Annotated in this window: 21 protein-coding genes and 1 pseudogene; 6 read left to right on the top strand and 16 right to left on the bottom strand. The window is 60.5% G+C overall.

What is annotated here, in order from left to right:
- The first annotated feature begins 29 nt into the window (after positions 1-29).
- From L6D74_RS11335 to L6D74_RS11310, 6 genes are read left to right on the top strand one after another with little or no spacing between them, the layout of a single operon-like run.
- Complete coding sequence (locus L6D74_RS11335) at positions 30-1,124, top strand: ABC transporter ATP-binding protein (RefSeq protein ID WP_064597764.1); 1,095 nt, start codon at positions 30-32, stop codon at positions 1,122-1,124.
- Positions 1,124-2,236 carry an ABC transporter ATP-binding protein gene (locus tag L6D74_RS11330; protein WP_007951488.1) on the top strand — a complete coding sequence of 371 codons (1,113 nt, stop codon included), beginning with the start codon at positions 1,124-1,126 and terminating at the stop codon, positions 2,234-2,236. The genes L6D74_RS11335 and L6D74_RS11330 overlap by 1 nt, the downstream gene beginning before the upstream one ends.
- Entirely contained in the window at positions 2,233-3,099 is an 867-nt protein-coding gene (locus tag L6D74_RS11325) for a carbohydrate ABC transporter permease (RefSeq protein WP_007951487.1), read from the top strand. The genes L6D74_RS11330 and L6D74_RS11325 overlap by 4 nt, the downstream gene beginning before the upstream one ends.
- 9 nt (positions 3,100-3,108) lie before the next feature.
- Entirely contained in the window at positions 3,109-3,909 is an 801-nt protein-coding gene (locus L6D74_RS11320; RefSeq protein WP_236189187.1) for a carbohydrate ABC transporter permease, read from the top strand.
- A 10-nt stretch (positions 3,910-3,919) separates the two neighbouring features.
- Complete coding sequence (locus L6D74_RS11315) at positions 3,920-4,192, top strand: DUF2160 domain-containing protein (protein ID WP_039767461.1); 273 nt, start codon at positions 3,920-3,922, stop codon at positions 4,190-4,192.
- Between the two features lie 47 nt (positions 4,193-4,239).
- Positions 4,240-5,982 (top strand): ABC transporter substrate-binding protein, encoded by a 1,743-nt coding sequence (locus L6D74_RS11310; protein ID WP_007951484.1) that lies wholly within the window; start codon positions 4,240-4,242, stop codon positions 5,980-5,982.
- Positions 5,983-6,025: 43 nt separating this feature from the next.
- Here L6D74_RS11310 and L6D74_RS11305 read toward each other — a convergent pair whose 3' ends face one another.
- From L6D74_RS11305 to L6D74_RS11230, 16 genes and pseudogenes are all read right to left on the bottom strand, one after another.
- On the bottom strand, positions 6,026-6,904 hold the full coding sequence (locus L6D74_RS11305) for an alpha/beta fold hydrolase (protein ID WP_236189186.1): 879 nt from the start codon (positions 6,902-6,904) through the stop codon (positions 6,026-6,028).
- Positions 6,905-7,354: 450 nt separating this feature from the next.
- Positions 7,355-7,624: pseudogene (locus L6D74_RS11300) on the bottom strand (ATP-binding protein); the annotation flags it as partial.
- Positions 7,625-7,806: 182 nt separating this feature from the next.
- Entirely contained in the window at positions 7,807-7,992 is a 186-nt protein-coding gene (locus L6D74_RS11295) for a hypothetical protein (protein ID WP_085690010.1), read from the bottom strand.
- A 194-nt stretch (positions 7,993-8,186) separates the two neighbouring features.
- Positions 8,187-9,650 carry an NADH-quinone oxidoreductase subunit NuoN gene (gene nuoN / locus L6D74_RS11290; RefSeq protein WP_064597748.1) on the bottom strand — a complete coding sequence of 488 codons (1,464 nt, stop codon included), beginning with the start codon at positions 9,648-9,650 and terminating at the stop codon, positions 8,187-8,189.
- A gap of 7 nt (positions 9,651-9,657) precedes the next feature.
- A complete protein-coding gene (gene nuoM / locus L6D74_RS11285) occupies positions 9,658-11,190 on the bottom strand; it encodes an NADH-quinone oxidoreductase subunit M (RefSeq protein ID WP_011334963.1) in 1,533 nt (510 codons plus the stop codon).
- A 39-nt stretch (positions 11,191-11,229) separates the two neighbouring features.
- Positions 11,230-13,083, bottom strand: a complete 1,854-nt coding sequence (nuoL, locus tag L6D74_RS11280) for an NADH-quinone oxidoreductase subunit L (RefSeq protein ID WP_039767429.1) — start codon at positions 13,081-13,083, stop codon at positions 11,230-11,232.
- On the bottom strand, positions 13,080-13,388 hold the full coding sequence (nuoK, locus tag L6D74_RS11275) for an NADH-quinone oxidoreductase subunit NuoK (RefSeq protein WP_003180046.1): 309 nt from the start codon (positions 13,386-13,388) through the stop codon (positions 13,080-13,082). Before nuoK ends, nuoL begins: the two co-directional genes overlap by 4 nt.
- Positions 13,389-13,391: 3 nt before the next feature.
- Positions 13,392-13,892 (bottom strand): NADH-quinone oxidoreductase subunit J, encoded by a 501-nt coding sequence (nuoJ, locus tag L6D74_RS11270; RefSeq protein WP_007951462.1) that lies wholly within the window; start codon positions 13,890-13,892, stop codon positions 13,392-13,394.
- A 9-nt stretch (positions 13,893-13,901) separates the two neighbouring features.
- Entirely contained in the window at positions 13,902-14,450 is a 549-nt protein-coding gene (gene nuoI, locus L6D74_RS11265; protein WP_007951461.1) for an NADH-quinone oxidoreductase subunit NuoI, read from the bottom strand.
- 11 nt (positions 14,451-14,461) lie between these two features.
- Positions 14,462-15,469, bottom strand: a complete 1,008-nt coding sequence (nuoH, locus tag L6D74_RS11260) for an NADH-quinone oxidoreductase subunit NuoH (RefSeq protein WP_007964859.1) — start codon at positions 15,467-15,469, stop codon at positions 14,462-14,464.
- Positions 15,466-18,180 carry an NADH-quinone oxidoreductase subunit NuoG gene (gene nuoG, locus L6D74_RS11255; RefSeq protein WP_085612665.1) on the bottom strand — a complete coding sequence of 905 codons (2,715 nt, stop codon included), beginning with the start codon at positions 18,178-18,180 and terminating at the stop codon, positions 15,466-15,468. Before nuoG ends, nuoH begins: the two co-directional genes overlap by 4 nt.
- Before the next feature lie 137 nt (positions 18,181-18,317).
- Positions 18,318-19,673, bottom strand: coding sequence for an NADH-quinone oxidoreductase subunit NuoF (nuoF, locus tag L6D74_RS11250; protein WP_074688949.1), 1,356 nt, complete (start codon positions 19,671-19,673; stop codon positions 18,318-18,320).
- On the bottom strand, positions 19,670-20,167 hold the full coding sequence (nuoE, locus tag L6D74_RS11245; protein WP_003223804.1) for an NADH-quinone oxidoreductase subunit NuoE: 498 nt from the start codon (positions 20,165-20,167) through the stop codon (positions 19,670-19,672). Before nuoE ends, nuoF begins: the two co-directional genes overlap by 4 nt.
- 2 nt (positions 20,168-20,169) lie before the next feature.
- Positions 20,170-21,954, bottom strand: coding sequence for an NADH-quinone oxidoreductase subunit C/D (nuoC, locus tag L6D74_RS11240; RefSeq protein WP_103386162.1), 1,785 nt, complete (start codon positions 21,952-21,954; stop codon positions 20,170-20,172).
- Positions 21,955-22,023: 69 nt separating this feature from the next.
- On the bottom strand, positions 22,024-22,698 hold the full coding sequence (locus L6D74_RS11235) for a NuoB/complex I 20 kDa subunit family protein (protein WP_007951456.1): 675 nt from the start codon (positions 22,696-22,698) through the stop codon (positions 22,024-22,026).
- A 10-nt stretch (positions 22,699-22,708) separates the two neighbouring features.
- Positions 22,709-23,122, bottom strand: coding sequence for an NADH-quinone oxidoreductase subunit A (locus L6D74_RS11230; RefSeq protein WP_003223812.1), 414 nt, complete (start codon positions 23,120-23,122; stop codon positions 22,709-22,711).
- Positions 23,123-23,337 lie beyond the last annotated feature (215 nt).

Below are 23,337 nucleotides of genomic sequence, written 5' to 3'. Positions count from 1 at the left end.
CTTGACTCCAATAATAAAAAGGCCGAGCCATGTCACTCACCCTGGAGCACGTCTGCCGTACCGTCGAGGGCCAGACCTGGATCGACGATGCGAGCCTGAAATTCGAACCTGGATCCTTCAACGTTTTGCTCGGGCGCACGCTGTCCGGCAAGACCAGTCTGATGCGCCTGATGGCCGGTCTGGACAAGCCCGACAGCGGCCGCATCCTGATGAACGGCGTCGACGTCACCCAGCGCCCGGTGCGTTTGCGCAACGTGTCGATGGTCTACCAGCAGTTCATCAATTACCCGACCATGACGGTGTTCGAGAACATCGCCTCGCCGCTGCGCCAGGCCGGGATCTCCAACGAGCAGATCCAGAGCAAGGTGCAGGAAACCGCGAAGATGCTGCGCATCGAGAAGTTTCTCAAGCGCTATCCGCTGGAACTGTCCGGCGGCCAGCAACAGCGCACGGCCATGGCCCGGGCGCTGGTCAAGGATGCCGAGCTGATCCTGTTCGACGAGCCGCTGGTCAACCTCGATTACAAACTGCGCGAAGAGCTGCGCCAGGAAATGCGCGAGCTGTTCAAGGCGCGCCACACCATCGCCATCTACGCCACCACCGAGCCCAACGAAGCGCTGGCGCTGGGCGGCACCACCACCATTCTGCACGAGGGCCGGGTGATCCAGAGCGGCCCGTCGACCGAGGTCTATCACCAGCCGCAAACGGTGCTGGCGGCTGAATTGTTCTCCGAGCCGCCGATCAACCTGATGCCGGGGCGTATCGCCGGTAACGAAGTGAGTTTCGCCAACTTCGTGCACTTCCCGTTGAATGTCGACCTGCGGCCGGTGGGCGAGGGCGAGTTCCGTTTTGGCGTGCGCCCGAGCCACATCTCGCTGGTGCCGAGCAACGACGACGACCTGGAACTGGCGGTGACCGTCGAGGTGGCGGAAATCAGCGGTTCGGAAACCTTCCTGCACGTGCGCAACGAGCATTTCCTGCTGGTGCTGCATTTGCCGGGGGTTCACGAATACGACGTCGATGCGCCGATCCGCATCTATATCCCGACCCATAAACTGTTTGTGTTCGATGCGCAGGGCCGTCTGGTGCAGGCACCGGGCCGGCGCGTCGCGAGGGTTGCCTGATGGCCGAAATCCGTTTGCAGCACCTCGCCCACAGCTACAGTAAAACCCCGAGCGGGCCCGAGGATTACGCGATCCGCGAGATGGACCACATCTGGGAGCAGGGCGGCGCCTATGCCTTGCTCGGCCCTTCGGGTTGCGGCAAGTCGACCTTGCTCAACATCATTTCCGGCCTGCTCAGCCCTTCGCAGGGGCATGTGCTGTTCGACGGCAAAGCGGTCAACGACCTGACCCCGGAGAAGCGCAACATCGCCCAGGTGTTCCAGTTCCCGGTGGTCTACGACACCATGACCGTGTTCGACAACCTGGCCTTTCCCTTGCGCAATCAGGGCCTGGCCGAGGCGAAAGTACACAGCAAGGTGCAGGAAATCGCCGAAGTCCTCGACCTGCAGAACCTCCTGAGCAAGAAGGCGCGCAACCTTACTGCCGACGAAAAACAGAAAGTCTCCATGGGCCGTGGTCTGGTACGCGATGACGTCTCGGCGATCCTCTTCGATGAGCCGCTGACGGTGATCGACCCGCACCTGAAATGGAAACTGCGGCGCAAGCTCAAGCAGATCCACGAGCAGTTCAACATCACCATGGTCTACGTCACCCACGATCAGCTGGAGGCTTCGACCTTCGCCGACAAGATCGCGGTGATGTACGGCGGCCAGATCGTCCAGTTCGGTACGCCACGGGAATTGTTCGAACGGCCGAGCCACACCTTTGTCGGCTACTTCATCGGCAGCCCGGGGATGAACCTGATCGAAGTGCAACCGCAACCGGGCGGGGTCGGTTTCAACTCGACCCATCTGCCGCTGTCCGACGGCTTGCAGCGCCATATCGAACACGGCCAGTGGAAAAATCTGAAGGTCGGCATCCGTCCCGAGTTCATCCATGTGTGGGACGAGCCGTTTGATGACGCGATGCAGGCGCGGGTCGTACACGTCGAAGACCTCGGCACCTACAAGATCATGACCCTGGATCTGGACGGCGCACCGCTGAAAGTGCGTCTGGCCGAGGACAAACCGGTGCCCCAGGGCACGGCGTACATCAGTTTTCCGGCGCAGTGGCTGATGGTCTATGCCGACGAGTTTCTGCTGGATGCCACCGACAGCGAGGTACAGCCATGAATAAGGTGCAGAACAACAAGGCCTGGTGGCTGGTGTTGCCGGTGTTCCTGCTGGTGGCGTTCAGTGCCGTGATCCCGATGATGACCGTGGTCAACTATTCGGTGCAGGACATTTTCGACCAGTCCAGCCGCTACTTCGTCGGTGCGGACTGGTACAAGCAGGTGCTGCTCGATCCGCGTCTGCACGACTCGTTGCTGCGCCAGTTCATCTACTCGGCGTGTGTGCTGCTGATCGAAATCCCCCTCGGGATCGCCATTGCCCTGACCATGCCGACCAAGGGTCGCTGGTCGTCGGTGGTGCTGATCGTGCTGGCGATCCCGTTGCTGATTCCATGGAACGTCGTCGGCACCATCTGGCAGATTTTCGGCCGCGCCGACATCGGTCTGCTGGGTTCGAGCCTCAACGCCATGGGCATCAGCTACAACTACGCGGCGAACACCATGGACGCCTGGGTCACGGTGCTGGTGATGGACGTCTGGCACTGGACTTCGCTGGTGGCGCTGTTGTGTTTCTCCGGGCTGCGGGCGATTCCCGACGTGTATTACCAGGCCGCGCGTATTGACCGGGCCTCGGCCTGGGCCGTGTTCCGGCACATTCAGTTACCGAAGTTGAAGAGCGTGCTGTTGATCGCGGTGATGCTGCGCTTCATGGACAGCTTCATGATCTACACCGAGCCGTTCGTGCTCACCGGCGGCGGGCCGGGTAACTCGACGACCTTCCTGAGTCAGACCCTGACCCAGATGGCCGTAGGCCAATTCGACCTGGGGCCGGCGGCGGCATTCTCGCTGGTGTACTTCCTGATCATCCTGCTGGTGTCCTGGCTGTTCTACACCGCCATGACCCACAACGATGCCAACCGCTGAGGCCCGGCCATGAGCAAAAGAAAGCTGATTCCCCTGCTGCTCTACGTTCTGTTCCTGCTGGTGCCGATCTACTGGCTGCTGAACATGTCGTTCAAGAGCAACACCGAAATCCTCGGCGGACTGACCCTTTTCCCACAGGATTTCACGCTGGCGAACTACAAGGTGATCTTCACCGACCCGAGCTGGTACACCGGCTATATCAACTCGCTGTACTACGTCAGTCTGAACACGATCATTTCTCTGACCGTGGCGCTGCCGGCGGCGTATGCGTTTTCGCGCTACCGCTTTCTCGGTGACAAGCACTTGTTCTTCTGGCTGCTGACCAACCGCATGGCGCCACCGGCGGTGTTCCTGCTGCCGTTCTTCCAGCTGTATTCGTCGATCGGCCTGTTCGATACCCACATCGCCGTGGCGCTGGCGCACTGCCTGTTCAACGTGCCGTTGGCGGTGTGGATCCTTGAAGGCTTCATGTCCGGGGTGCCGAAGGAAATCGACGAAACCGCCTACATCGACGGCTACAGCTTTCCCAAGTTCTTCGTGAAGATCTTCATTCCGCTGATCGGCTCCGGCATCGGTGTGACGGCGTTTTTCTGCTTCATGTTTTCCTGGGTCGAACTGCTGCTGGCGCGCACGCTGACCTCGGTGAACGCCAAACCGATCGCGGCGGTGATGACGCGCACGGTGTCGGCGTCCGGCATTGACTGGGGCGTACTGGCGGCGGCGGGGGTGTTGACTATTCTCCCCGGCATGCTGGTGATCTGGTTCGTTCGCAACCACGTGGCCAAGGGCTTTGCCCTGGGCCGGGTCTGAGGAACTGATGATGGAATGGATGAGCTGGACCGTCCCGACGGCGGCGTTTTTCATCGTGATTGGTTTGATCCTGGTGGGCATGACCACCTGGGAATTGCGCTCGCCGAGCATCTTGCGGCGAGGGTTTCTGCCGATTGCCACCACCCGTGGCGATCGTTTGTTCATCGGTCTTCTCGGCAGCGCCTACCTGCATCTGCTGGTAATCGGCGTGACCGACTGGAGCATCTGGGTAGCGTCCGCGTTGTCCCTGGTGTGGCTGTTGGCTGTGATGCGTTGGGGCTAGTCGAATCGCTCGGCAATCTTGCTCCGAAAACCTAACAGGAGGTCTCTATGTTCGATAAGAAAAATAAGCTGCGACATAGCATTTCATTGGCAGCCATGCTGGCACTCAGCGGTTTGAGCGCGTCCGCCTGGGCCGACGCCTACGAAGATGCCGCAAAAAAATGGATCGGCAGCGAGTTCAAGCCGTCGACCCTGACGGCCGAGCAGCAGCTCGAAGAACTGAAGTGGTTCATCAAGGCGGCCGAGCCGTTTCGCGGGATGGACATCAAGGTCGTCTCGGAAACCCTGACCACCCACGAATATGAATCCAAGGTGCTGGCCAAGGCCTTCAGCGAAATCACCGGCATCAAGCTGACCCACGACCTGCTGCAGGAAGGCGACGTCGTGGAAAAAATGCAGACGGTGATGCAGTCGGACAAGAACATCTACGACGGCTGGGTCAACGACTCGGACCTGATCGGTACGCACTTTCGCTACGGCAAGACCGAATCGATCACCGACCTGATGGCCAACGAAGGCAAGAACTTCACCTCGCCAACCCTCGACATCAAGGACTTCATCGGCATCTCCTTCACCACCGCGCCGGACGGCAAGATCTATCAATTGCCCGACCAGCAGTTCGCCAACTTGTACTGGTTCCGCGCCGACTGGTTCGAACGCGCCGACCTGAAAGCCAAGTTCAAGGAAAAGTACGGTTATGAACTGGGCGTGCCGGTGAACTGGTCGGCCTATGAAGACATCGCCAAATTCTTCAGCGAAGACGTCAAGGAGATCGACGGCAAACGCATCTACGGGCATATGGACTACGGCAAGAAAGACCCGTCCCTGGGCTGGCGCTTCACCGATGCCTGGTTCTCCATGGCCGGTGGCGGCGACAAGGGCATTCCCAACGGTTTGCCGGTGGACGAGTGGGGGATTCGCGTCGAGGATTGTCACCCGGTCGGCTCCAGCGTGACCCGCGGCGGCGACACCAACGGCCCGGCGGCGGTGTTCGCCACCACCAAATACGTCGACTGGCTGAAAAAGTACGCGCCACCGGAAGCGGCGGGCATGACCTTCTCCGAATCCGGCCCGGTGCCATCCCAAGGCAACATCGCCCAGCAGATCTTCTGGTACACGGCCTTCACCGCCGACATGACCAAGCCGGGTCTGCCGGTGGTCAACGCCGACGGCACGCCGAAGTGGCGCATGGCGCCGTCGCCGCGCGGGCCGTACTGGGAAGAGGGGATGAAGCTCGGTTATCAGGACGTGGGCTCGTGGACCTTCATGAAGTCCACGCCTGAGAAACAGAAACTCGCGGCCTGGCTGTACGCGCAGTTCGTGACCTCGAAAACCGTGTCGCTGAAGAAAACCATCGTCGGTCTGACGCCGATTCGCGAGTCGGACATCAACTCGCAAGCGATGACCGATCTGGCGCCGAAACTCGGTGGTCTGGTCGAGTTCTACCGCAGCCCGGCCCGTGTGCAATGGACGCCGACCGGCACCAACGTGCCGGACTACCCACGCCTGGCACAATTGTGGTGGAGCCACATCGCCGAAGCCGCCAGCGGCGAGAAGACCCCGCAACAGGCCCTCGACGGTCTGGCCAAGGATCAGGACGCGATCATGACCCGTCTGGAACGCTCCAAGGCCCAAGCGGTGTGCGCCCCGAAAATGAACCCCGAGCGCGACGCGCAATACTGGTTCGACCAGCCGGGCGCACCCAAACCGAAACTGGCCAACGAGAAACCGAAAGGCGAAACCGTGAGCTACAACGAACTGCTCAAGTCGTGGGAGGCGGCACGCAAGTAAGCGCCTTTGCGGGACGGAACGGCACCTTCGGGTGCCGTTTTTTTTAGCCCTCGATTTCACGTTTCACCGCCCGACGCACCGCTTTGAGGAGGGCGTTTTCAAAGGCGTTGTGCCCGGCGTGCAGCAGCCGGCAGTGAATGTTCATGCGTTGCCTGAGCCAGCGCACGCTGGCCATGCCATGGGTGTCGCGGATGCCCTGGATCAGCAGGGTGTTGTCGTCGAGGGTCAGGTATTCGTCCTTTGGTGTGAAGAAATAGTTGTGCAGGTGGTAATGCAGTTCGAGGCGGATCGCGAGCACCGCTTCCTGATCGACGAAGCGCTCCAGTGTGGCGCGGCAAATCGTCTGCCCTGTGCGACGTAGAACAGCGTTCAACCATTCGATGGCGGCGCGGTGTTGCTGCGATGGACAGCCTTCGCCGAGGATCCGGTAGATGTCCTTCGCGCGATGGCCTGACGACGTTTGAGGCGATTGTGCCAACCCGTCATTGAGTGCCTGATCGTAGGCCCGGACATTGGCGGCAAACGGCACGAATAACGAAACCAGCGTGGTTTTCAGCAGGTGCTGCGGATATCGCTGTTGGTACTGAATCGCCAGCCAGCTACCCCATGACACGCCCAGCACGCTGATTTTTTCGAAGCCGAAATGCTGGCGCAGGGCATCGATGTCTTCGACACACTGTCCGGTGGTGTTGTCCCGCAGCTCGCCGTGAGGCGTTGAACGTCCGCAACCCCGCTGGTCGAACAGGATGATGTCGAACCGGCCCGGGTCGAAGAACTGCAAATGGTGACGGCTGATACGTCCGCCGGGGCCGCCATGGAGGAAAAACACCGGTTCGTGTCCCGGAACACCATGGCGTTCCCAATAGAGTTGATGGCCGTCGCCGGTCGGGTAATAACCTCGGCTGTGCAGGGAGAAGGTCATGCCGGTTGCGCAGTCTGGAGACTTTGAGGTGCATGACGCGCAGTCTTCATGTCGCTGACGTAGCTCATTAGGTGTTCCCCCTGACGGTTCTGTGGGTGAGCGAGTTGAAGCACGAACCGAATCTAGGCCTGCGGCAATAACGGGGTCAAAAATGTGCGGATGTTTCCGCGCGCGGAATTTTCGTGTGTCGAAACACGTACTGATAAAAGGTGAGTTGACGCGTCAGGGTCAGTGGATTGGCTTGATTTAAAAGGGGAAGAGGCACATGGCAACGGGCGATGAAATGATAGGGCGTTACTTTCGGCAGCGTTTTTTTTCCTGGTTCTGTCCGATGTTTCAGCGCAAGGTCGATGCAAATTCCCACTGAAAGGTCGGGCAGATTTAAGGCGCGCTTGTGCGATGATTTTTCCGATGGAGCTTGAGAAAACAACGCACAAAGTAGCGGAGGCCTTAAGGTTTTTTTGGCGTCATCACGGGAAACACCAGACTGAACACTGTTATTGCGCCCGGACGGCTTTGAACCTTCGCAGAGCCCTGATGCAGGGTCATGATCGAGTGCACGATGGCCAGCCCCAGACCGGTGCTGCCCTGTGACCGCGTGCGGCTGCTGTCGACCCGGTAAAAACGGTCGAACAGATACGGCGGGTGCTGCGCCTCGATACCCACGCCGAGATTGCTAACCCGCAATGACACCTCGTTCGGCGCCTGTTCGATGAACAGGCGAAACAGTGGTTGCCGTTGTTACGCTGGTGGGAGAGGCCCGCCGGCATAATCGTCGGGTGACATCGTTGCAGGGGGCGGATAACGCGGAGGTGATTGGGGAATTACAATTTTGTGAGGTTAGTGCGGGCAAAACTCACACAGGGTTGGTCTGATCGTTCCATGTATGCAAATGTGCGTTTCTATCTTTCGAAGGTATCCAGCACGTCCTCTGGTAGAGAGGTGTCGAAGTCATTGGGAGGTATGAGTTTGTCCTTCATGGCGCCGATCCGTTGGGCACGCGTTTTTTTCAAGGTGACTTTGCCTTTGCGTTTTTCGGCTAGTGCCTCAAGGCCGTCCATCAACTCTGAAAAAATATCTCGCTTCATGTTTTCTGGATCTCCACTTGATGGGTGACTTTCGAATTTAACGGCATAGGCCAACTGTGTGATGTCAGCCGTTGCTCATCGTTTTGAAGGCAAATTCCTTAAAAAGGGGAGGGCGTTGAAAATGAAAATCCCACAAAAACAGAAACGGCACCCGAAGGTGCCGTTTCTGTTTGTAGCCAACTATCGCTGAGCGATCAGCCCGCCAGGCCCGATTGCTGAACCAGGGTCAGCAACGGTTGTGGGTACAGGCCGAGGAAGAACGCCAGGACGGCAATCGCCAGCAGCATCACGCCGCCTGCTTTCTGTTCCCAGTGCAGTTGGGCGTCGTGGCGGCGCAGGTTCGGTTCGATCAGGTACAGGGTAACCATCACGCGCAGGTAGTAGAACACGCCGATGGCGCTGCCCAGTACCAGGGAACCGACCAGCCACCATTGGTGCGACTCGACACCGGTGGCGATGATGTAGAACTTGCCGATGAAGCCAGCAGTCAGCGGGATACCGGCTAGGGACAGCATCATCACGGTCAGTACGGCGGTCAGGTACGGACGGCGCCAGAACAGGCCGCGGTACTCGTACAGCGCGTCCGCGTCACGGCCGTTGTAAGGCGAGGACATCAGGGTGATCACGCCGAAGGCGCCGAGGCTGGTGATCACGTAGGTGACCAGGTACACGCCGATGGCTTCCACCGCCAGACCCTTGCTCGCCACCAGTGCGATCAGCAGGTAGCCGAAGTGCGCGATGGACGAGTAACCGAGCAGACGCTTGAGGTTGCTCTGGGTCAGGGCCAGCAGGTTACCGAACAGGATCGAGGCAATGGCGATGATGGTCAGCACGTTGCTCAGTACGCCACTGCTTGCGGCAGGGGAGATCTGGAACAGACGAACCATGACCGCAAACACAGCCACTTTCGACGCGGTGGCGAGGAACGCGGCCACCGGTGCCGGAGCACCTTCGTACACGTCCGGCGTCCACAGGTGGAACGGTACCAGCGACAGCTTGAACGCCAGACCGATCAGCATCATGCCCAGACCCAGTTGCGCCAGCGAGCTTGGCAGACCGGTCGCGGCCAGGGCCTGACCGATACCGACGAAGCTCAGGGAGCCCGAGTCTGCGTACAGCAGCGCCATACCGAACAGCAGGAACGCTGAACCGGCGGCCGACAGCACCATGTACTTGATGCCCGCTTCCAGCGAACGCTTGTTGAAGAAAGCGTAGGCCACCAGACCGTAGACCGGCACCGACAGCAGTTCCAGACCGATGAACAAGCCGGCCAGGTGCTGCGCGCTGACCAGAACCAGGCCACCGGCGGCGGCCATCAGGATCAGCAGGTACAGTTCTTCACGGTTGCCCGGGTAACCCGAACCGCCATCGCCGAGGTAGGCGTGAGCGAGGGTGACGCAAGCGAGGGTGGCGACCAGGATCAGCGCCATGTACAGGCAGGCAAAGGTGTCGATCTGCAGTAATGGAGTCACGGCCAGAGGCGCGACTTTCAGGGCCGGCAGGATCGACAGCAAGGCCAGGTTCAGACCCGCCACCGAAATCAGGAAGGTCTGCGAGTGGTTGCGGCGCCAGGCGATTGCCAGCATCACCACGATAATGGTGAGGCTGGTGATCAACAGTGGCGCTAGCGCAATAAAGTGTTGAATCGTGAATTCCATAGCGCTCTTACCGGGCCGAAGCGAGTTGAGTGAAGGCGGTGCCGAGCCACTGCTGCACGCCATGCATCGTGGCGGCGGAAGTGTCGAGGAACGGTTGCGGGTAGACGCCGAGGTAAATCAGCAGTACCGCAAGGCCCAGCACCATGATCAGTTCGCGACCGTCCATGCCGTGCAGGATCGAATCCGATTTGGACGGACCGAAGTAAGCGCGGTGGATCATGATCAGCGAGTAGACCGAACCGAACACCAGACCGGAGGTGGCAATCGCGGTGATCCATGGCGCACTGGCGAACGTACCGATCAGGATCAGGAACTCGCCGACGAAGTTACCGGTGCCTGGCAGACCCAGCGAAGCGGCTGCGAAGAACAGGCTGATCGCCGGCAGGTAAGCGATACGCGACCACAGACCGCCCATCTCACGCATGTCACGCGTATGCAGACGCTCGTACAGCTGACCGCTGAGGATAAACAGTGCCGCCGCCGACAGACCGTGGGCCAGCATCTGGATCACGGCACCTTGCAGTGCCAGTTGGCTGCCGGAGTAGATGCCGATCAGTACGAAGCCCATGTGGGAAACGGACGAGAAGGCGATCAGACGCTTGATGTCGGTTTGCGCGAAAGCGAGGAACGCACCGTAGAAGATCCCGATCAGACCGAGGGTCATGGCGATCGGCGCGAATTCGGCCGAGGCGTTTGGGAACAGCGGCAGGGCGAAACGCAGCAGACCGTAGGCCGCGGTTTTCAGCAGGATACCGGCGAGGTCGACGGAACCTGCAGTCGGCGCCTGGGCGTGAGCATCAGGCAGCCAGGAGTGGAACGGAACCACTGGCAGCTTGACCGCGAAGGCGATGAAGAAGCCGAGCATCAGAATGTACTCGGTGGTCATCGACATCTTGGTCTTCAACAGATCGGCGTAGTTGAAGGTGATCACGCCGGTGCTGTTGTAGTTGACCAGGACCAGACCGAGGATCGCCACCAGCATGATCAGGCCGGAAGCCTGAGTGAAGATGAAGAACTTGGTCGCGGCGTAGATCCGGGTTTTCTTGCCGTCCGAAGAACTGTGACCCCAGAGCGCGATGAGGAAGTACATCGGCACCAGCATCATTTCCCAGAAGAAGAAGAACATGAACAGGTCGAGGGCGAGGAACACGCCGACAACGCCGCCCAGGATCCACATCAGGTTCAGGTGGAAGAAGCCAACGTGACGTTGAATCTCTTTCCACGAGCAGAGTACCGAGAGGATGCCCAGCAGGCCGGTCAGCAGGATCATCAGCAGCGACAGGCCGTCGAGGGCCAGGTGCACATTGATGCCGAAGCGCTGGATCCAGACGTGCTTGAACTCAAGCGCCCAAGTCGGATCGGCGCCAGGCGCCGGTGCAAATGAATAGTCACCGTGGGCCCACAGCCAGAGGCCGAGGGCGAGTTCCAGGGTCATGGTCAACAGCGCAATCCAGCGGGGGAGGGTGGCGCCGAAGCGCTCACCCAGCCAGCACAGCAGGCCGCCGATGAAGGGGATCAGGATTAGCCAAGGCAGAATCATGACGGGCTCGTTTCCTTTCGCAAATTCGCAAGGTTCATATCAGACCGCTACCAGCACGACAGCGCCGATGACCAACACGGCACCAGCAGCCATCGAGGCGGCGTACCAACGCAGTTGACCGGTTTCGGTACGGCTCAGGGCGGTGTGACCACCCTTGGCCATGCGCGGGATCAGACCGATGGTCTGGTCGAGCGGGTCTTTGCGCAGTACATGGCTGATCGCAAGGTACGGCTTGACGAACAGTTTGTCGTAGATCCAGTCGAAGCCCCAGGCAGCGAACCACCAGGCCGAAAGGAGACGGCCGATGCCGCTGTTGGCGATTGCGGTCACGAAGCGACGCTTGCCGAGGAACAGCAGGGCCGCCAGCAGGATACCGGCCAGGGCGATGGCGCCCGAGGCAATTTCCAGACTGTGCTTGGCTTCGCCACCGGCATGGCCAACGCTCTCCGGCAGCACGCCGTGCAGTGGTGGAACGATCATGGCGCCGACGAAGGTCGACAGCACGATCAGCACCGACAGCGGCAGCCAGTGAGCGATGCCGTGACCGGCGTGGGCTTCGGTCTTGGCTTCACCGTGGAACGCGATGAAGATCAGGCGGAAGGTGTACAGCGACGTCATGAAGGCACCGACCAGACCTGCGTAAAGCAGACCGTGGTTGCCGCTGGCGAACGCTTCCCAGAGGATTTCGTCCTTGGAGTAGAAACCGGCGGTCACCAGCGGCAGGGCGGCCAGGGCGGCACCACCGACGATGAAGCTGGCGTAGGCCAGCGGCAGTTTCTTCCACAGGCCGCCCATCTTGAAGATGTTCTGCTCGTGGTGGCAGGCAACGATCACCGCACCGGAGGCAAGGAACAGCAGGGCCTTGAAGAAGGCGTGGGTCATCAGGTGGAAGATCGCGCCTTCCCAGGCGCCAACGCCCAGCGCCAGGAACATGTAGCCGATCTGGCTCATGGTCGAGTAGGCGAGGATACGTTTGATGTCGGTTTGAACCAGTGCGGCAAAACCTGCCAGAACCAGGGTCACACCACCGACGATTCCCACGAGATGCAGGATGTCCGGCGCCAGGGCGAACAGACCGTGGGTACGGGCGATCAGGTAGACACCAGCGGTAACCATGGTTGCGGCGTGGATCAGTGCCGAAACCGGGGTAGGGCCGGCCATCGCGTCCGCAAGCCAGGTCTGCAGCGGCAGTTGCGCCGATTTACCGACCGCACCGCCCAGGAGCATCAGGGTCGCCAGCACGATCCAGAAATCGCCGACCTTGAAGTGCTCGGGCGCCTTCACCAGCAGTTCCTGGACGTTCAGCGTGCCCAGTTGCTGGAACAGGATGAACAGGCCGATCGCCATGAACACGTCGCCGATACGGGTGACGATGAAGGCTTTGAGTGCGGCGTTACCGTTGTTGCGGTTGCTGTAGTAGAAACCGATCAACAGGTACGAGCACAGCCCCACTCCTTCCCAACCGAAGTAGATGAACAGCAGGTTATCGCCCAGGATCAGGAACAGCATGCTGGCGATAAACAGGTTGGTGTACGAGAAGAAGCGCGAGTAACCGTCTTCACCACGCATGTACCACGATGCAAACAGGTGGATCAGGAAGCCGACACCGACGACCACACCGAGCATGGTCACGGACAGACCATCCAGGTACAGCGCGAAGTTAGGCTGGAAACCTTCCACCGACATCCAGCGCCACAGCACCTGGGTGTAGACGCCACCTTCCGGTGGCGCGACGTTGAATTGCCAGATCACGTAAGCCGCGACGATGGCAGACAGGCCGATGGAGCCGACACCGATCAGAGCCGACAGGTTTTCCGAGAAGCGGCCGCGGGAGAACGACAGCAACAGGAACCCGATCAGAGGGAATACGAAAGTCAGAAAGAGTAGGTTCATCCGCGCATCTCACTGGCAGCGTCGATATCGAGCGTGTGGAAGCGGCGATACAGTTGCAGCAGGATCGCCAGGCCAATACTGGCTTCGGCGGCTGCAAGGCTGATCACCAGGATGAACATGATCTGTCCATCCGGTTGCGCCCAGCGGGCGCCCGCAACGATGAAGGCCAGTGCAGAGGCGTTCATCATCACTTCCAGACTCATCAACACGAACAAAATGTTGCGGCGGACCATCAGGCCGACCAGACCAAGGCAGAACAGGATGCCGGCGACGGCCAGACCATGTTCGAGAGGGATAGCAGGCATGTCTTACTCCTTCGCCTCGTTACGGCCCAAATGGAACGCCGTGACGGCTGCAGCGAGCAGCAGCATCGAGGCGAGTTCGACCACCAGCAGATACGGACCGAACAGGCTGATGCCCACGGCTTTTGCATCGACGGTGGTGTGGCCGATGGCCTGACCGCTCTGGTGAGCGAACAGCACATACAGCAGTTCGGCCAGCAGCAGGGCGGCGAGAATCACCGGCCCCGCCCAGATCCCGGGCTTGAGCCAGGTGCGTTCCTGCTGAACCGAGGCCGGGCCCAGGTTCAGCATCATCACCACGAACACGAACAGCACCATGATGGCGCCAGCGTAGGCGATCACTTCCAGCACGCCGGCGAACGGCGCGCCGAGTGCGAAGAAGGTCATGGCCACGGCGATCAGCGAAATGATCAGGTAGAGCAGGGCGTGCACAGGATTGGTGTTGGTGACCACACGCAGCGTGGACACAACAGCGATACCCGATGCGAAATAGAAAGCGAATTCCATCGTTCTTCCTTAAGGCAGCAAGCTCTTCACGTTGATCGGCTCGGCTTCGTTTTGTGCGGCGCCTTTCGGCTTGCCCGCAACGGCCATACCTGCAACACGATAGAAGTTGTAATCAGGGTTTTTGCCGGGGCCGGAGATCAGCAGATCTTCTTTCTCGTACACCAGGTCCTGACGTTTGAACTCGGCCATCTCGAAATCCGGCGTCAGCTGGATCGCGGTGGTCGGGCAGGCTTCCTCGCAGAGACCGCAGAAAATACAGCGCGAGAAGTTGATACGGAAGAAGTCCGGGTACCAGCGACCGTCTTCGGTTTCAGCTTTCTGCAGCGAGATGCAACCCACCGGGCACGCCACGGCGCACAGGTTGCAGGCTACGCAGCGTTCTTCGCCATCGGGGTCGCGGGTCAGGACGATGCGACCACGGTAGCGCGGTGGCAGGTAGACCGGCTCTTCCGGGTATTGCAGGGTGTCGCGCTTGCGAAAGCCATGGCCGAAGACCATGACCAGGCTGCGCAACTGGGTACCGGTACCCTTAACGATGTCGCCAATATATTTGAACATGGGTCAAATCCTCACTGAACCGCAACCGCAGGTGTGTTCCACAACACAACCGCAGCGGTTATCAGCAAATTGATCAGGGTCAGTGGCAGGCAGAATTTCCAGCTGAAATCCATCACCTGGTCATAACGCGGACGCGGGATGGAAGCGCGCAGCAGGATGAACAGCATGATGAAGAACGCGGTCTTCAGTGCGAACCAGACGAAGGACAGTTGCGGCAGGATGCCGAACGGACCGTGCCAGCCACCGAAGAACAGGGTGACCAGCAGCGCCGAGATCAGGATGATGCCGATGTATTCACCGACGAAGAACATGCCCCATTTCATACCGGCGTATTCAATGTGGTAACCGTCGGCCAGTTCCTGTTCCGCTTCCGGCTGGTCGAACGGGTGACGGTGAGTCACGGCCACGCCAGCGATGAAGAAGGTACAGAAGCCGAAGAACTGCGGAATGATGAACCACAGGTTCTGCGCCTGGTACTCGACGATGTCGCGCATGTTGAACGAGCCGACCTGCACCACGATGCCCATCAGGGCCAGGCCCATGAACACTTCGTAGGACACGGTCTGCGCCGAGGCACGCAAGCTGCCCAGAAGGGCGAACTTGTTGTTGCTCGACCAGCCGGCGAACAGCACCGCGTAGACCGACAGACCGGCCATGGCGAAGAAGAACAGCAGGCCGATGTTCAGATCCGCCACGCCCCAGGTCGGGGTGATCGGGATGATCGCGAACGCGATCAGCAGGGCGGACATGGCCACCACCGGTGCCAGGGTGAAGATCACCTTGTCGGCAAACGGCGGGGTCCAGTCTTCCTTGAAGAACATCTTCAGCATGTCGGCTGCGATCTGGAACATGCCGAACGGGCCAACGCGGTTCGGACCGTAACGGTCTTGCCACCAGCCCAGCAGGCGACGCTCGACAAAGCTGAGCAGCGCGCCTGCGACCACCACGGCCAGCAGGATCACGATGGCCTTGATGACCGTCAGGATCACATCGATCACTTCAGGGGTGAACCAGGTCATTGCGCTGCCTCCTGCAGACCATCAACGGTTTGGCCGAAAATCGCCGGCGGAATGCCTGCCAGACCGGCCGGCAGTGCAACCAGGCCAGCGCCCAGCTCTTCATTGATGCGCAGCGGCAGACGCAGGGTCTGGCCGGCAACGTTGAGGCTCAGCAGTGCGCCGTCGTTGACGCCCAGGCGATCCGCTTCGGACTTGGCCAGTGCAACGTAGGCGGCCGGGATACGTTCCTGAACCGGTGCGGCTTTCGACGAGTTCTCCTCGCTGCCGAACAGGTGGTAGAACGGCACGGCTTGCCAGGTGCCCTGGGCCGGGTTGAACGCGCGCGGAACACTGGCGAACCAGTTCAGCGAATCACCGCTGCTTTCGATCAGGCGGGTGCCCGGATCGCCAGCGCGCAGGTGACCACCGACCTCGTCCTGGAACTTGTTCCAGGCTTGCGGCGAGTTCCAGCCTGGCGACCAGGCGAACGGCACTTGCTGACGCGGTTCGGCTGAGCCCGAGTAACCTTCCATCGAGAAGGCGAACGCGGTGTCCTTGTCCTGCGGGGTGCGTGGTTCGTGAACGCTGATGTCGGCGCGCATCGCGGTGCGACCGGAGTAACGCAGCGGCTCACGCGCCAGTTTCAGGCCTTTGATGCGGAACGAGGCGGACGGCGCGGCGTCGACGATGCGGGCCAGTTGCGGGGTGCTCGAAGCAACGGCAGCGGTCACGTGGTCGAGTTGCGTCCAGTCGATCGGCTGGTTCAGCAGGGTAGCGCGCAGGGCGTGCAGCCAGCGCCAGCCTTCGTGGACCAGAATGCTCGCGTCCATGTATTGCGGGTCGAAAACCTGGAAGAAGCGCTGGGCGCGACCTTCCTGGCTGACCAGGGTACCGTCGCCTTCAGCGAAGCTGGCGGCTGGCAGAACCAGGTGCGCGCGGTCGCTGGTGGCGGTCTTCTGATGGTCGGCAACGATCACCACTTGCGCAGCGTTCAGTGCCGCATCGACCTTGGCTTTGGCGGTGCGGGTGTACAGATCGTTTTCCAGCACGACGATGGCGTCGGCCTTGCCGTCGATGACCGCTTGCAGCGCAGCATCGACCGATTCGCCACCGAGCATGGCCAGGCCGAGGCTGTTGGCTTCCGGCACGATCAGGCTGATCGAACCGTTCTTCTCGCGCAGCTTCAGGGCCTTGGCGATGTTCGCCGCGGCTTCGATCAAGGCTTTGGAGCCCAGCGAAGTACCGGCGATGATCAGCGGACGCTTGGCCGCGAGCAGGGCGTCGGCGATGCGCTTGGCCAGCTCCAGGGCTTCGGCGTCCAGACCTTCAACGGCCGGTGCGCTGGCGTCCAGGGCGTGAGCCACGGCGAAACCGATGCGTGCCAGATCGTCTGGAGCGGCGTGTACACACTCTTCGGCGATGTCGTCGAGCTTGGTTTCAGCCAGGCTGGCGATGAACAGCGGGTTCAGTTCGTGCTGACCGATGTTCTTCACGGCGGCGTCGAGCCAAGGCTGAACGCGCATGGCTTCGGCCATGTCTTCGGCCTTGCCTTTGACCGACTGACGCAGGGCCAGGGCCATGCGGGCGGCGGTCTGGGTCAGGTCTTCCCCGAGGACGAACACGGCGTCGTGATCTTCGATGTCGCGCATGTTCGGCACGGGCAGCGGGCTGTCTTTCAGCACTTGCAGGACCAGACGGATGCGTTCCAGCTCCGAGGCTTCGATACCGGAGTAGAAGTGCTCGGCGCCCACCAGTTCACGCAACGCGTAGTTGCTTTCCAGGCTGGCACGCGGCGAACCGATACCGACGATGTTGCGACCGCGCAGCAGGTCGGCGGCTTTGTCCAGCGCAGCATCCAGGCCAAGCTTGGTGCCGTCGGCCAGCAGTGGCTGACGTGGGCGGTCGGTGCGGTTGACGTAGCCATAACCGAAACGGCCACGGTCGCACAGGAAATACTGGTTCACCGAACCGTTGTAACGGTTTTCGATGCGACGCAGTTCGCCGTAACGCTCGCCCGGGGAGATGTTGCAACCGCTCGAGCAGCCATGGCAGATGCTCGGCGAGAACTGCATGTCCCACTTGCGGTTGTAGCGCTCGGAGTGAGTCTTGTCGGTGAACACACCGGTCGGGCAGACCTCGGTGAGGTTGCCGGAGAACTCGCTTTCGAGGGTGCCGTCTTCAACGCGACCGAAGTACACGTTGTCGTGGGCGCCGAATACACCGAGGTCGGTGCCGCCGGCGTAATCCTTGTAGAAACGCACGCAGCGGTAGCAGGCGATGCAGCGGTTCATCTCGTGGGAAATGAACGGGCCCAGTTGCTGGTTCTGGTGGGTGCGTTTGGTGAAGCGATAACGGCGCTCGTTGTGGCCGGTCATCACCGTCATGTCTTGCAGGTGGCAGTGACCGCCTTCCTCGCACACAGGGCAGTCGTGTGGGTGGTTGGTCATCAGCCATTCGACGACACTGGCGCGGAACGCCTTGGATTCTTCATCGTCGATGGAGATCCAGGTGTTGTCGGTGGCAGGGGTCATGCAGGACATGACGATGCGACCACGGGTGTCGTTCTCGTCGGTGTACTGCTTGACCGCACACTGGCGGCAGGCCCCGACGCTACCAAGCGCGGGGTGCCAGCAGAAATAAGGGATGTCGAGGCCCAGCGACAGACATGCCTGTAACAGGTTGTCTGCCCCGTCGACTTCGAGCGCTTTGCCGTCTACGTGGATAGTGGCCATGGTTCAAAGGTCTTCGTTGGCCCGGTGTCAGCGGGCGTGGCTAATGGAATCTTGTTATCCGTCCGAATCCAGTCAGCCCCGAAAGGCGTCATCGGACGAAAGGCGAAGGGCACGGACCCTTCGCCTTTTTTAAGCGTTTACGCGCCGACTGTGATCGGCTTCGCCAGAGGCGGGACGGTGGCGCTTGCGGGCGCGATACCGGCTTCGAACTCTGGACGGAAGTATTTGATGGCACTGCCCAACGGCTCCACGGCACCCGGTGCGTGAGCACAGAAGGTCTTGCCCGGGCCGAGGAAGTTGACCAGACCCAGCAGGGTCTCGATGTCGCCTGGCTGGCCGCGGCCTTGTTCGATGGCCATCAGCAGCTTGACGCTCCATGGCAGGCCATCACGGCAAGGAGTGCAGAAACCACAGGATTCGCGGGCGAAGAACTGCTCCATGTTGCGCAGCAGGGACACCATGTTGACGCTGTCGTCCACCGCCATGGCCAGGCCGGTGCCCATACGGGTGCCAACCTTGGCGATGCCGCCGGCGTACATTTGTGCGTCGAGGTGTTCCGGCAACAGGAAACCGGTACCGGCGCCACCTGGCTGCCAGGCTTTCAGCTTGAAGCCGTCGCGCATGCCGCCGGCGTAGTCTTCGAACAGCTCGCGACCGGTCACGCCGAATGGCAGTTCCCACAGGCCGGGGTTCTTGACCTTGCCGGAGAAGCCCATGAGCTTGGTGCCCATGTCTTCACTGCCGTCGCGGGCCAACGATTTGTACCAGTCCACGCCGTCGGCGATGATCGCCGGCACGTTGCACAGGGTTTCAACGTTGTTCACGCAGGTCGGCTTGCCCCACACGCCAACGGCGGCAGGGAAGGGCGGCTTGGAACGCGGGTTGGCGCGGCGGCCTTCGAGAGAGTTGATCAGTGCGGTTTCTTCACCGCAGATGTAACGCCCGGCGCCGGTGTGGACGAACAGCTCGAAATCGAAGCCGCTGCCCAGGATGTTCTTGCCCAGCAGGCCGGCTGCCTTGGCTTCTTCAACGGCACGGTTCAGGTGCTTGGCGGCGGTGGTGTACTCGCCACGCAGGAAGATGTAGCCACGGTAGGTTTTCAGCGCGCGGGCGCTGATCAGCATGCCTTCGATCAGCAGATGGGGCAGTTGCTCCATCAGCATGCGGTCTTTCCAGGTGTTCGGCTCCATTTCATCCGCGTTGCACAGCAGGTAGCGGATGTTGATGGATTCGTCCTTTGGCATCAGGCCCCACTTCACGCCAGTGGGGAAGCCTGCACCGCCGCGACCTTTGAGGCCGGCGTCTTTCACGGTCTGGACGATGGCGTCCTGATCCATGTCGGCGAAGGCCTTGCGCGCAGCGGCGTAACCATTCTTGGCCTGGTACTCGTCGAGCCACACGGCTTCGCCGTCGTCACGCAGGCGCCAGGTCAGCGGGTGAGTCTCGGCCGAACGCTGGATGCGGTTGGCAGGACCGAAAGAAGTCAGGGTCATACGTAGCCCTCGAGCAGTTTGGCGACGCCGGCAGGCTGGACATCGCCAAAGGTGTCGTCATCGATCATCAGCGCCGGTGCCTTGTCGCAGTTGCCGAGGCAGCAGACCGGCAGCAGGGTGAAACGACCGTCGGCGGTGGTCTGGCCCAGGCCGATACCCAGGTTGTTCTGGATTTCGCTGACCACCGACTCGTGGCCACCGATGTAGCAGACCATGCTGTCGCAGACGCGAATGATGTGGCGGCCGACCGGCTGACGGAAGATCTGGCTGTAGAACGTGGCCACGCCTTCAACGTCGCTGGCCGGGATGCCGAGGATCTCGCCGATGGCGTACAGAGCGCCGTCCGGCACCCAGCCACGTTCTTTCTGGACGATCTTCAGGGCTTCGATCGACGCCGCGCGCGGGTCTTCGTAGTGATGCAGCTCGTGCTCGATGGCCGAGCGCTCGGTTTCACTCAGGGTGAAACGGTCTGTCTGGATAAGCGTGCTGTTCATGCTTAGCGGTCCACGTCGGCCATAACGAAATCGATACTACCCAGGTACGCAATCAGGTCCGCGACCATGCTGCCTTTGATCACCGAAGGGATCTGTTGCAGATGCGGGAAGCTCGGAGTACGGATCCGGGTACGGTAGCTCATGGTGCCGCCGTCGCTCGTCAGGTAATAACTGTTGATGCCCTTGGTCGCTTCGATCATCTGGAAGGATTCGTTGGCCGGCATGACCGGGCCCCACGAAACTTGCAGGAAGTGCGTGATCAAGGTTTCGATGTGCTGCAGCGTGCGCTCTTTCGGCGGCGGCGTGGTCAGCGGGTGATCCGCCTTGTACGGTCCTTCCGGCATGTTGCGCAGGCACTGGTCGATGATCTTGACGCTCTGGCGCATCTCTTCGACGCGAACCATGCAGCGGTCGTAGGCATCGCCGTTGGCAGCCAGCGGTACTTCGAACTCGAAATTCTCGTAGCCGGAGTACGGACGCGCTTTACGCAGGTCGAAGTCGCAACCGGTGGAACGCAGGCCGGCACCGGTGACGCCCCATTCCAGGGCCTCTTTGGTGTTGTACTGGGCAACGCCGATGGTACGACCCTTGAGGATGCTGTTCTGCAGGGCGGCCTTGGTGTATTCGTCGAGGCGCTTCGGCAGCCATTCAACGAAGTCCTTCACCAGTTTTTCCCAGCCGCGCGGCAGGTCGTGAGCGACGCCGCCGATGCGGTACCAGGCCGGGTGCAGACGGAAACCGGTGATGGCTTCGATCACCGTGTACGCCTTCTGGCGGTCGGTGAAGGTGAAGAACACCGGGGTCATGGCGCCGACGTCCTGGATGTAGGTACCCAGGAACAGCAGGTGGCTGGTGATCCGGAAGAACTCGGCCATCATGATGCGGATGACGTCGACCTTCTCTGGCACCTTGATGCCGGCCAGCTTCTCGACCGAGAGCACGTACGGCAGGTTGTTCATCACGCCGCCGAGGTAATCGATACGGTCGGTGTACGGAATGAAGCTGTGCCAGGACTGACGCTCGGCCATCTTCTCGGCGCCACGGTGGTGGTAACCGATGTCCGGAACGCAATCGACGATCTCTTCACCGTCCAGTTGCAGGATGATGCGGAACGCACCGTGCGCCGAAGGGTGGTTCGGACCCAGGTTGAGGAACATGTAGTCCTCGTTCGGGCCGGAGCGCTTCATGCCCCAGTCTTCAGGACGGAAGCGCGCGGCTTCTTCCTCGAGCTGTTGCTTGGCCAGGTTCAGGCTGAACGGATCGAACTCGGTGGCGCGCGCCGGGAAGTCCTTGCGCAGCGGGTGACCTTCCCAGGTCGGCGGCATCATGATGCGCGACAGGTGCGGGTGACCTTTGAAGTCGATGCCGAACATGTCCCAGACTTCACGCTCGTACCAGTTGGCGTTCGGCCAGATGCTGGTGACGGTCGGCAAGCTGAGGTCGCTCTCGGACAAGGCGACCTTGATCATCACGTCACTATTACGTTCCAGCGACATGAGGTGATAGAACACGGTGAAATCGGCACCGCTCGGCAGCCCTTGACGCTTGGTGCGCAGACGCTCGTCCACGCCGTGCAGGTCATAGAGCATGACGTACGGCTTGGGCAGGTTGCGCAGGAAGGTCAGGACTTCGACGAGTTTGGCGCGAGCCACCCACAGCACCGGCATGCCGGTGCGGGTCGGCTGAGCGGTGAACGCTTCGGCGCCAAAACGGTTGTTCAGTTCGACGACCACATCCTGGTCGTCTGCCTTATAAGGCGGGATGTACAGAGCACTGCCTGTAGTCATGGTTATTTTTTCGCTTTCGGTCAACGTAAAGAATGAAGCCAGCTTCTCGTTTCTTTGAAACAGACTGGATCAGACTTCGTCAGGGCTGCGCAGGTTGGTGACTGCGATTCGCTGTTCGCGGCGCTGTTCCTTCTGCGAAGGCATGTCGGCGCGATAAACGCCTTGATCGCCAACGACCCAGGACAGTGGGCGACGCTCCTGGCCAATGGATTCCTGCAACAGCATCAAGCCTTGCAGAAATGCTTCTGGACGGGGCGGGCAGCCAGGTACGTAGACGTCAACGGGCAGGAACTTGTCCACCCCCTGAACCACGGAGTAGATGTCGTACATGCCGCCGGAGTTGGCGCACGAACCCATCGAGATCACCCACTTGGGTTCGAGCATCTGCTCGTACAGGCGCTGAATGATCGGCGCCATCTTGATGAAGCAGGTCCCGGCGATAACCATGAAGTCGGCCTGACGCGGTGATGCCCGGATAACTTCGGCGCCGAAGCGCGCGATGTCGTGGGGCGCCGTGAAGGCGGTGGTCATTTCCACGTAGCAGCACGACAGACCGAAGTTGTACGGCCACAGGGAGTTCTTACGTCCCCAGTTGACCGCGCCACTCAGCACGTCTTCCAGCTTGCCCATGAAAATGTTTTTGTGGACTTGATCCTCTAACGGATCGGAAACGGTTTCCCGCTGGCCGATCGGATACTGCTCGTTAGGAGCATCGGGGTCGATTCTGGTGAGATTGTATTGCATTGCCAAAGCCTCATTGTTTCAGCTTCGCCTGCCGCTTGCGACGAGCTTCCGGAGCCCAGTCAAGGGCGCCCACTCGGAACAGGTAGACAAGACCTGCCAACAGAATTGCTATGAAAACGAGAGCTTCGACGAATCCGGTCCAGCCGCTTTCGCGGACGGACACAGACCATGCAAAGAGAAAGAGGGCTTCGATATCGAAGATCACGAACAGCATCGCGACCAGATAGAATTTGGCTGAGAGCCGCAAGCGGGCGCCACCGGTAGGTAGCATGCCGGACTCGAACGGTTCGTTTTTGCTGCGGCCCCAGGCTTTTGACCCGAGGAGGCTGGAGACGCCGAGCATGAAGGCGCACAGGCCGACTACACCCAGAAGGAAAATGGCAAAGCCCCAGTTGTGGGCCATGAGTCCTGTCGCTTCGGGCATGCTGGAAATCCTTAACAGAGAGCAAAGGTCTCTGAGCTTGATAAAGAAATAAGGCAGTGACGATATGTCGCAGCAATCAATCGCGCTGATTTTATGGCTAAACACCCTGCAAGTAAAATTCCTATAGCGAAATTATTTATTGGAATAAGGACATAGCACACCTCGAAGGGCCCGCAGCCCATGCGTTGCGGGCATTAGCCGGGATTTCACGAATT

Source organism: Pseudomonas pharyngis, assembly GCF_021602345.1.
Taxonomy (GTDB): domain Bacteria; phylum Pseudomonadota; class Gammaproteobacteria; order Pseudomonadales; family Pseudomonadaceae; genus Aquipseudomonas; species Aquipseudomonas pharyngis.
The sequence above is the reverse complement of the archived record's forward strand: the minus strand, read 5'-3'. Positions and strand labels throughout refer to the sequence as shown.

Coding starts and splice junctions, on each gene's coding strand:
- L6D74_RS11335 (WP_064597764.1), top strand. CDS start 30: ATGTCACTCACCCTGGAGCACGTCTGCCGTACCGTCGAGGGCCAGACC.
- L6D74_RS11330 (WP_007951488.1), top strand. CDS start 1,124: ATGGCCGAAATCCGTTTGCAGCACCTCGCCCACAGCTACAGTAAAACC.
- L6D74_RS11325 (WP_007951487.1), top strand. CDS start 2,233: ATGAATAAGGTGCAGAACAACAAGGCCTGGTGGCTGGTGTTGCCGGTG.
- L6D74_RS11320 (WP_236189187.1), top strand. CDS start 3,109: ATGAGCAAAAGAAAGCTGATTCCCCTGCTGCTCTACGTTCTGTTCCTG.
- L6D74_RS11315 (WP_039767461.1), top strand. CDS start 3,920: ATGGAATGGATGAGCTGGACCGTCCCGACGGCGGCGTTTTTCATCGTG.
- L6D74_RS11310 (WP_007951484.1), top strand. CDS start 4,240: ATGTTCGATAAGAAAAATAAGCTGCGACATAGCATTTCATTGGCAGCC.
- L6D74_RS11305 (WP_236189186.1), bottom strand. CDS start 6,904: ATGACCTTCTCCCTGCACAGCCGAGGTTATTACCCGACCGGCGACGGC.
- L6D74_RS11295 (WP_085690010.1), bottom strand. CDS start 7,992: ATGAAGCGAGATATTTTTTCAGAGTTGATGGACGGCCTTGAGGCACTA.
- nuoN (WP_064597748.1), bottom strand. CDS start 9,650: ATGGAATTCACGATTCAACACTTTATTGCGCTAGCGCCACTGTTGATC.
- nuoM (WP_011334963.1), bottom strand. CDS start 11,190: ATGATTCTGCCTTGGCTAATCCTGATCCCCTTCATCGGCGGCCTGCTG.
- nuoL (WP_039767429.1), bottom strand. CDS start 13,083: ATGAACCTACTCTTTCTGACTTTCGTATTCCCTCTGATCGGGTTCCTG.
- nuoK (WP_003180046.1), bottom strand. CDS start 13,388: ATGCCTGCTATCCCTCTCGAACATGGTCTGGCCGTCGCCGGCATCCTG.
- nuoJ (WP_007951462.1), bottom strand. CDS start 13,892: ATGGAATTCGCTTTCTATTTCGCATCGGGTATCGCTGTTGTGTCCACG.
- nuoI (WP_007951461.1), bottom strand. CDS start 14,450: ATGTTCAAATATATTGGCGACATCGTTAAGGGTACCGGTACCCAGTTG.
- nuoH (WP_007964859.1), bottom strand. CDS start 15,469: ATGACCTGGTTCACCCCTGAAGTGATCGATGTGATCCTGACGGTCATC.
- nuoG (WP_085612665.1), bottom strand. CDS start 18,180: ATGGCCACTATCCACGTAGACGGCAAAGCGCTCGAAGTCGACGGGGCA.
- nuoF (WP_074688949.1), bottom strand. CDS start 19,673: ATGACCCTGACTTCTTTCGGTCCTGCCAACCGCATCCAGCGTTCGGCC.
- nuoE (WP_003223804.1), bottom strand. CDS start 20,167: ATGAACAGCACGCTTATCCAGACAGACCGTTTCACCCTGAGTGAAACC.
- nuoC (WP_103386162.1), bottom strand. CDS start 21,954: ATGACTACAGGCAGTGCTCTGTACATCCCGCCTTATAAGGCAGACGAC.
- L6D74_RS11235 (WP_007951456.1), bottom strand. CDS start 22,698: ATGCAATACAATCTCACCAGAATCGACCCCGATGCTCCTAACGAGCAG.
- L6D74_RS11230 (WP_003223812.1), bottom strand. CDS start 23,122: ATGCCCGAAGCGACAGGACTCATGGCCCACAACTGGGGCTTTGCCATT.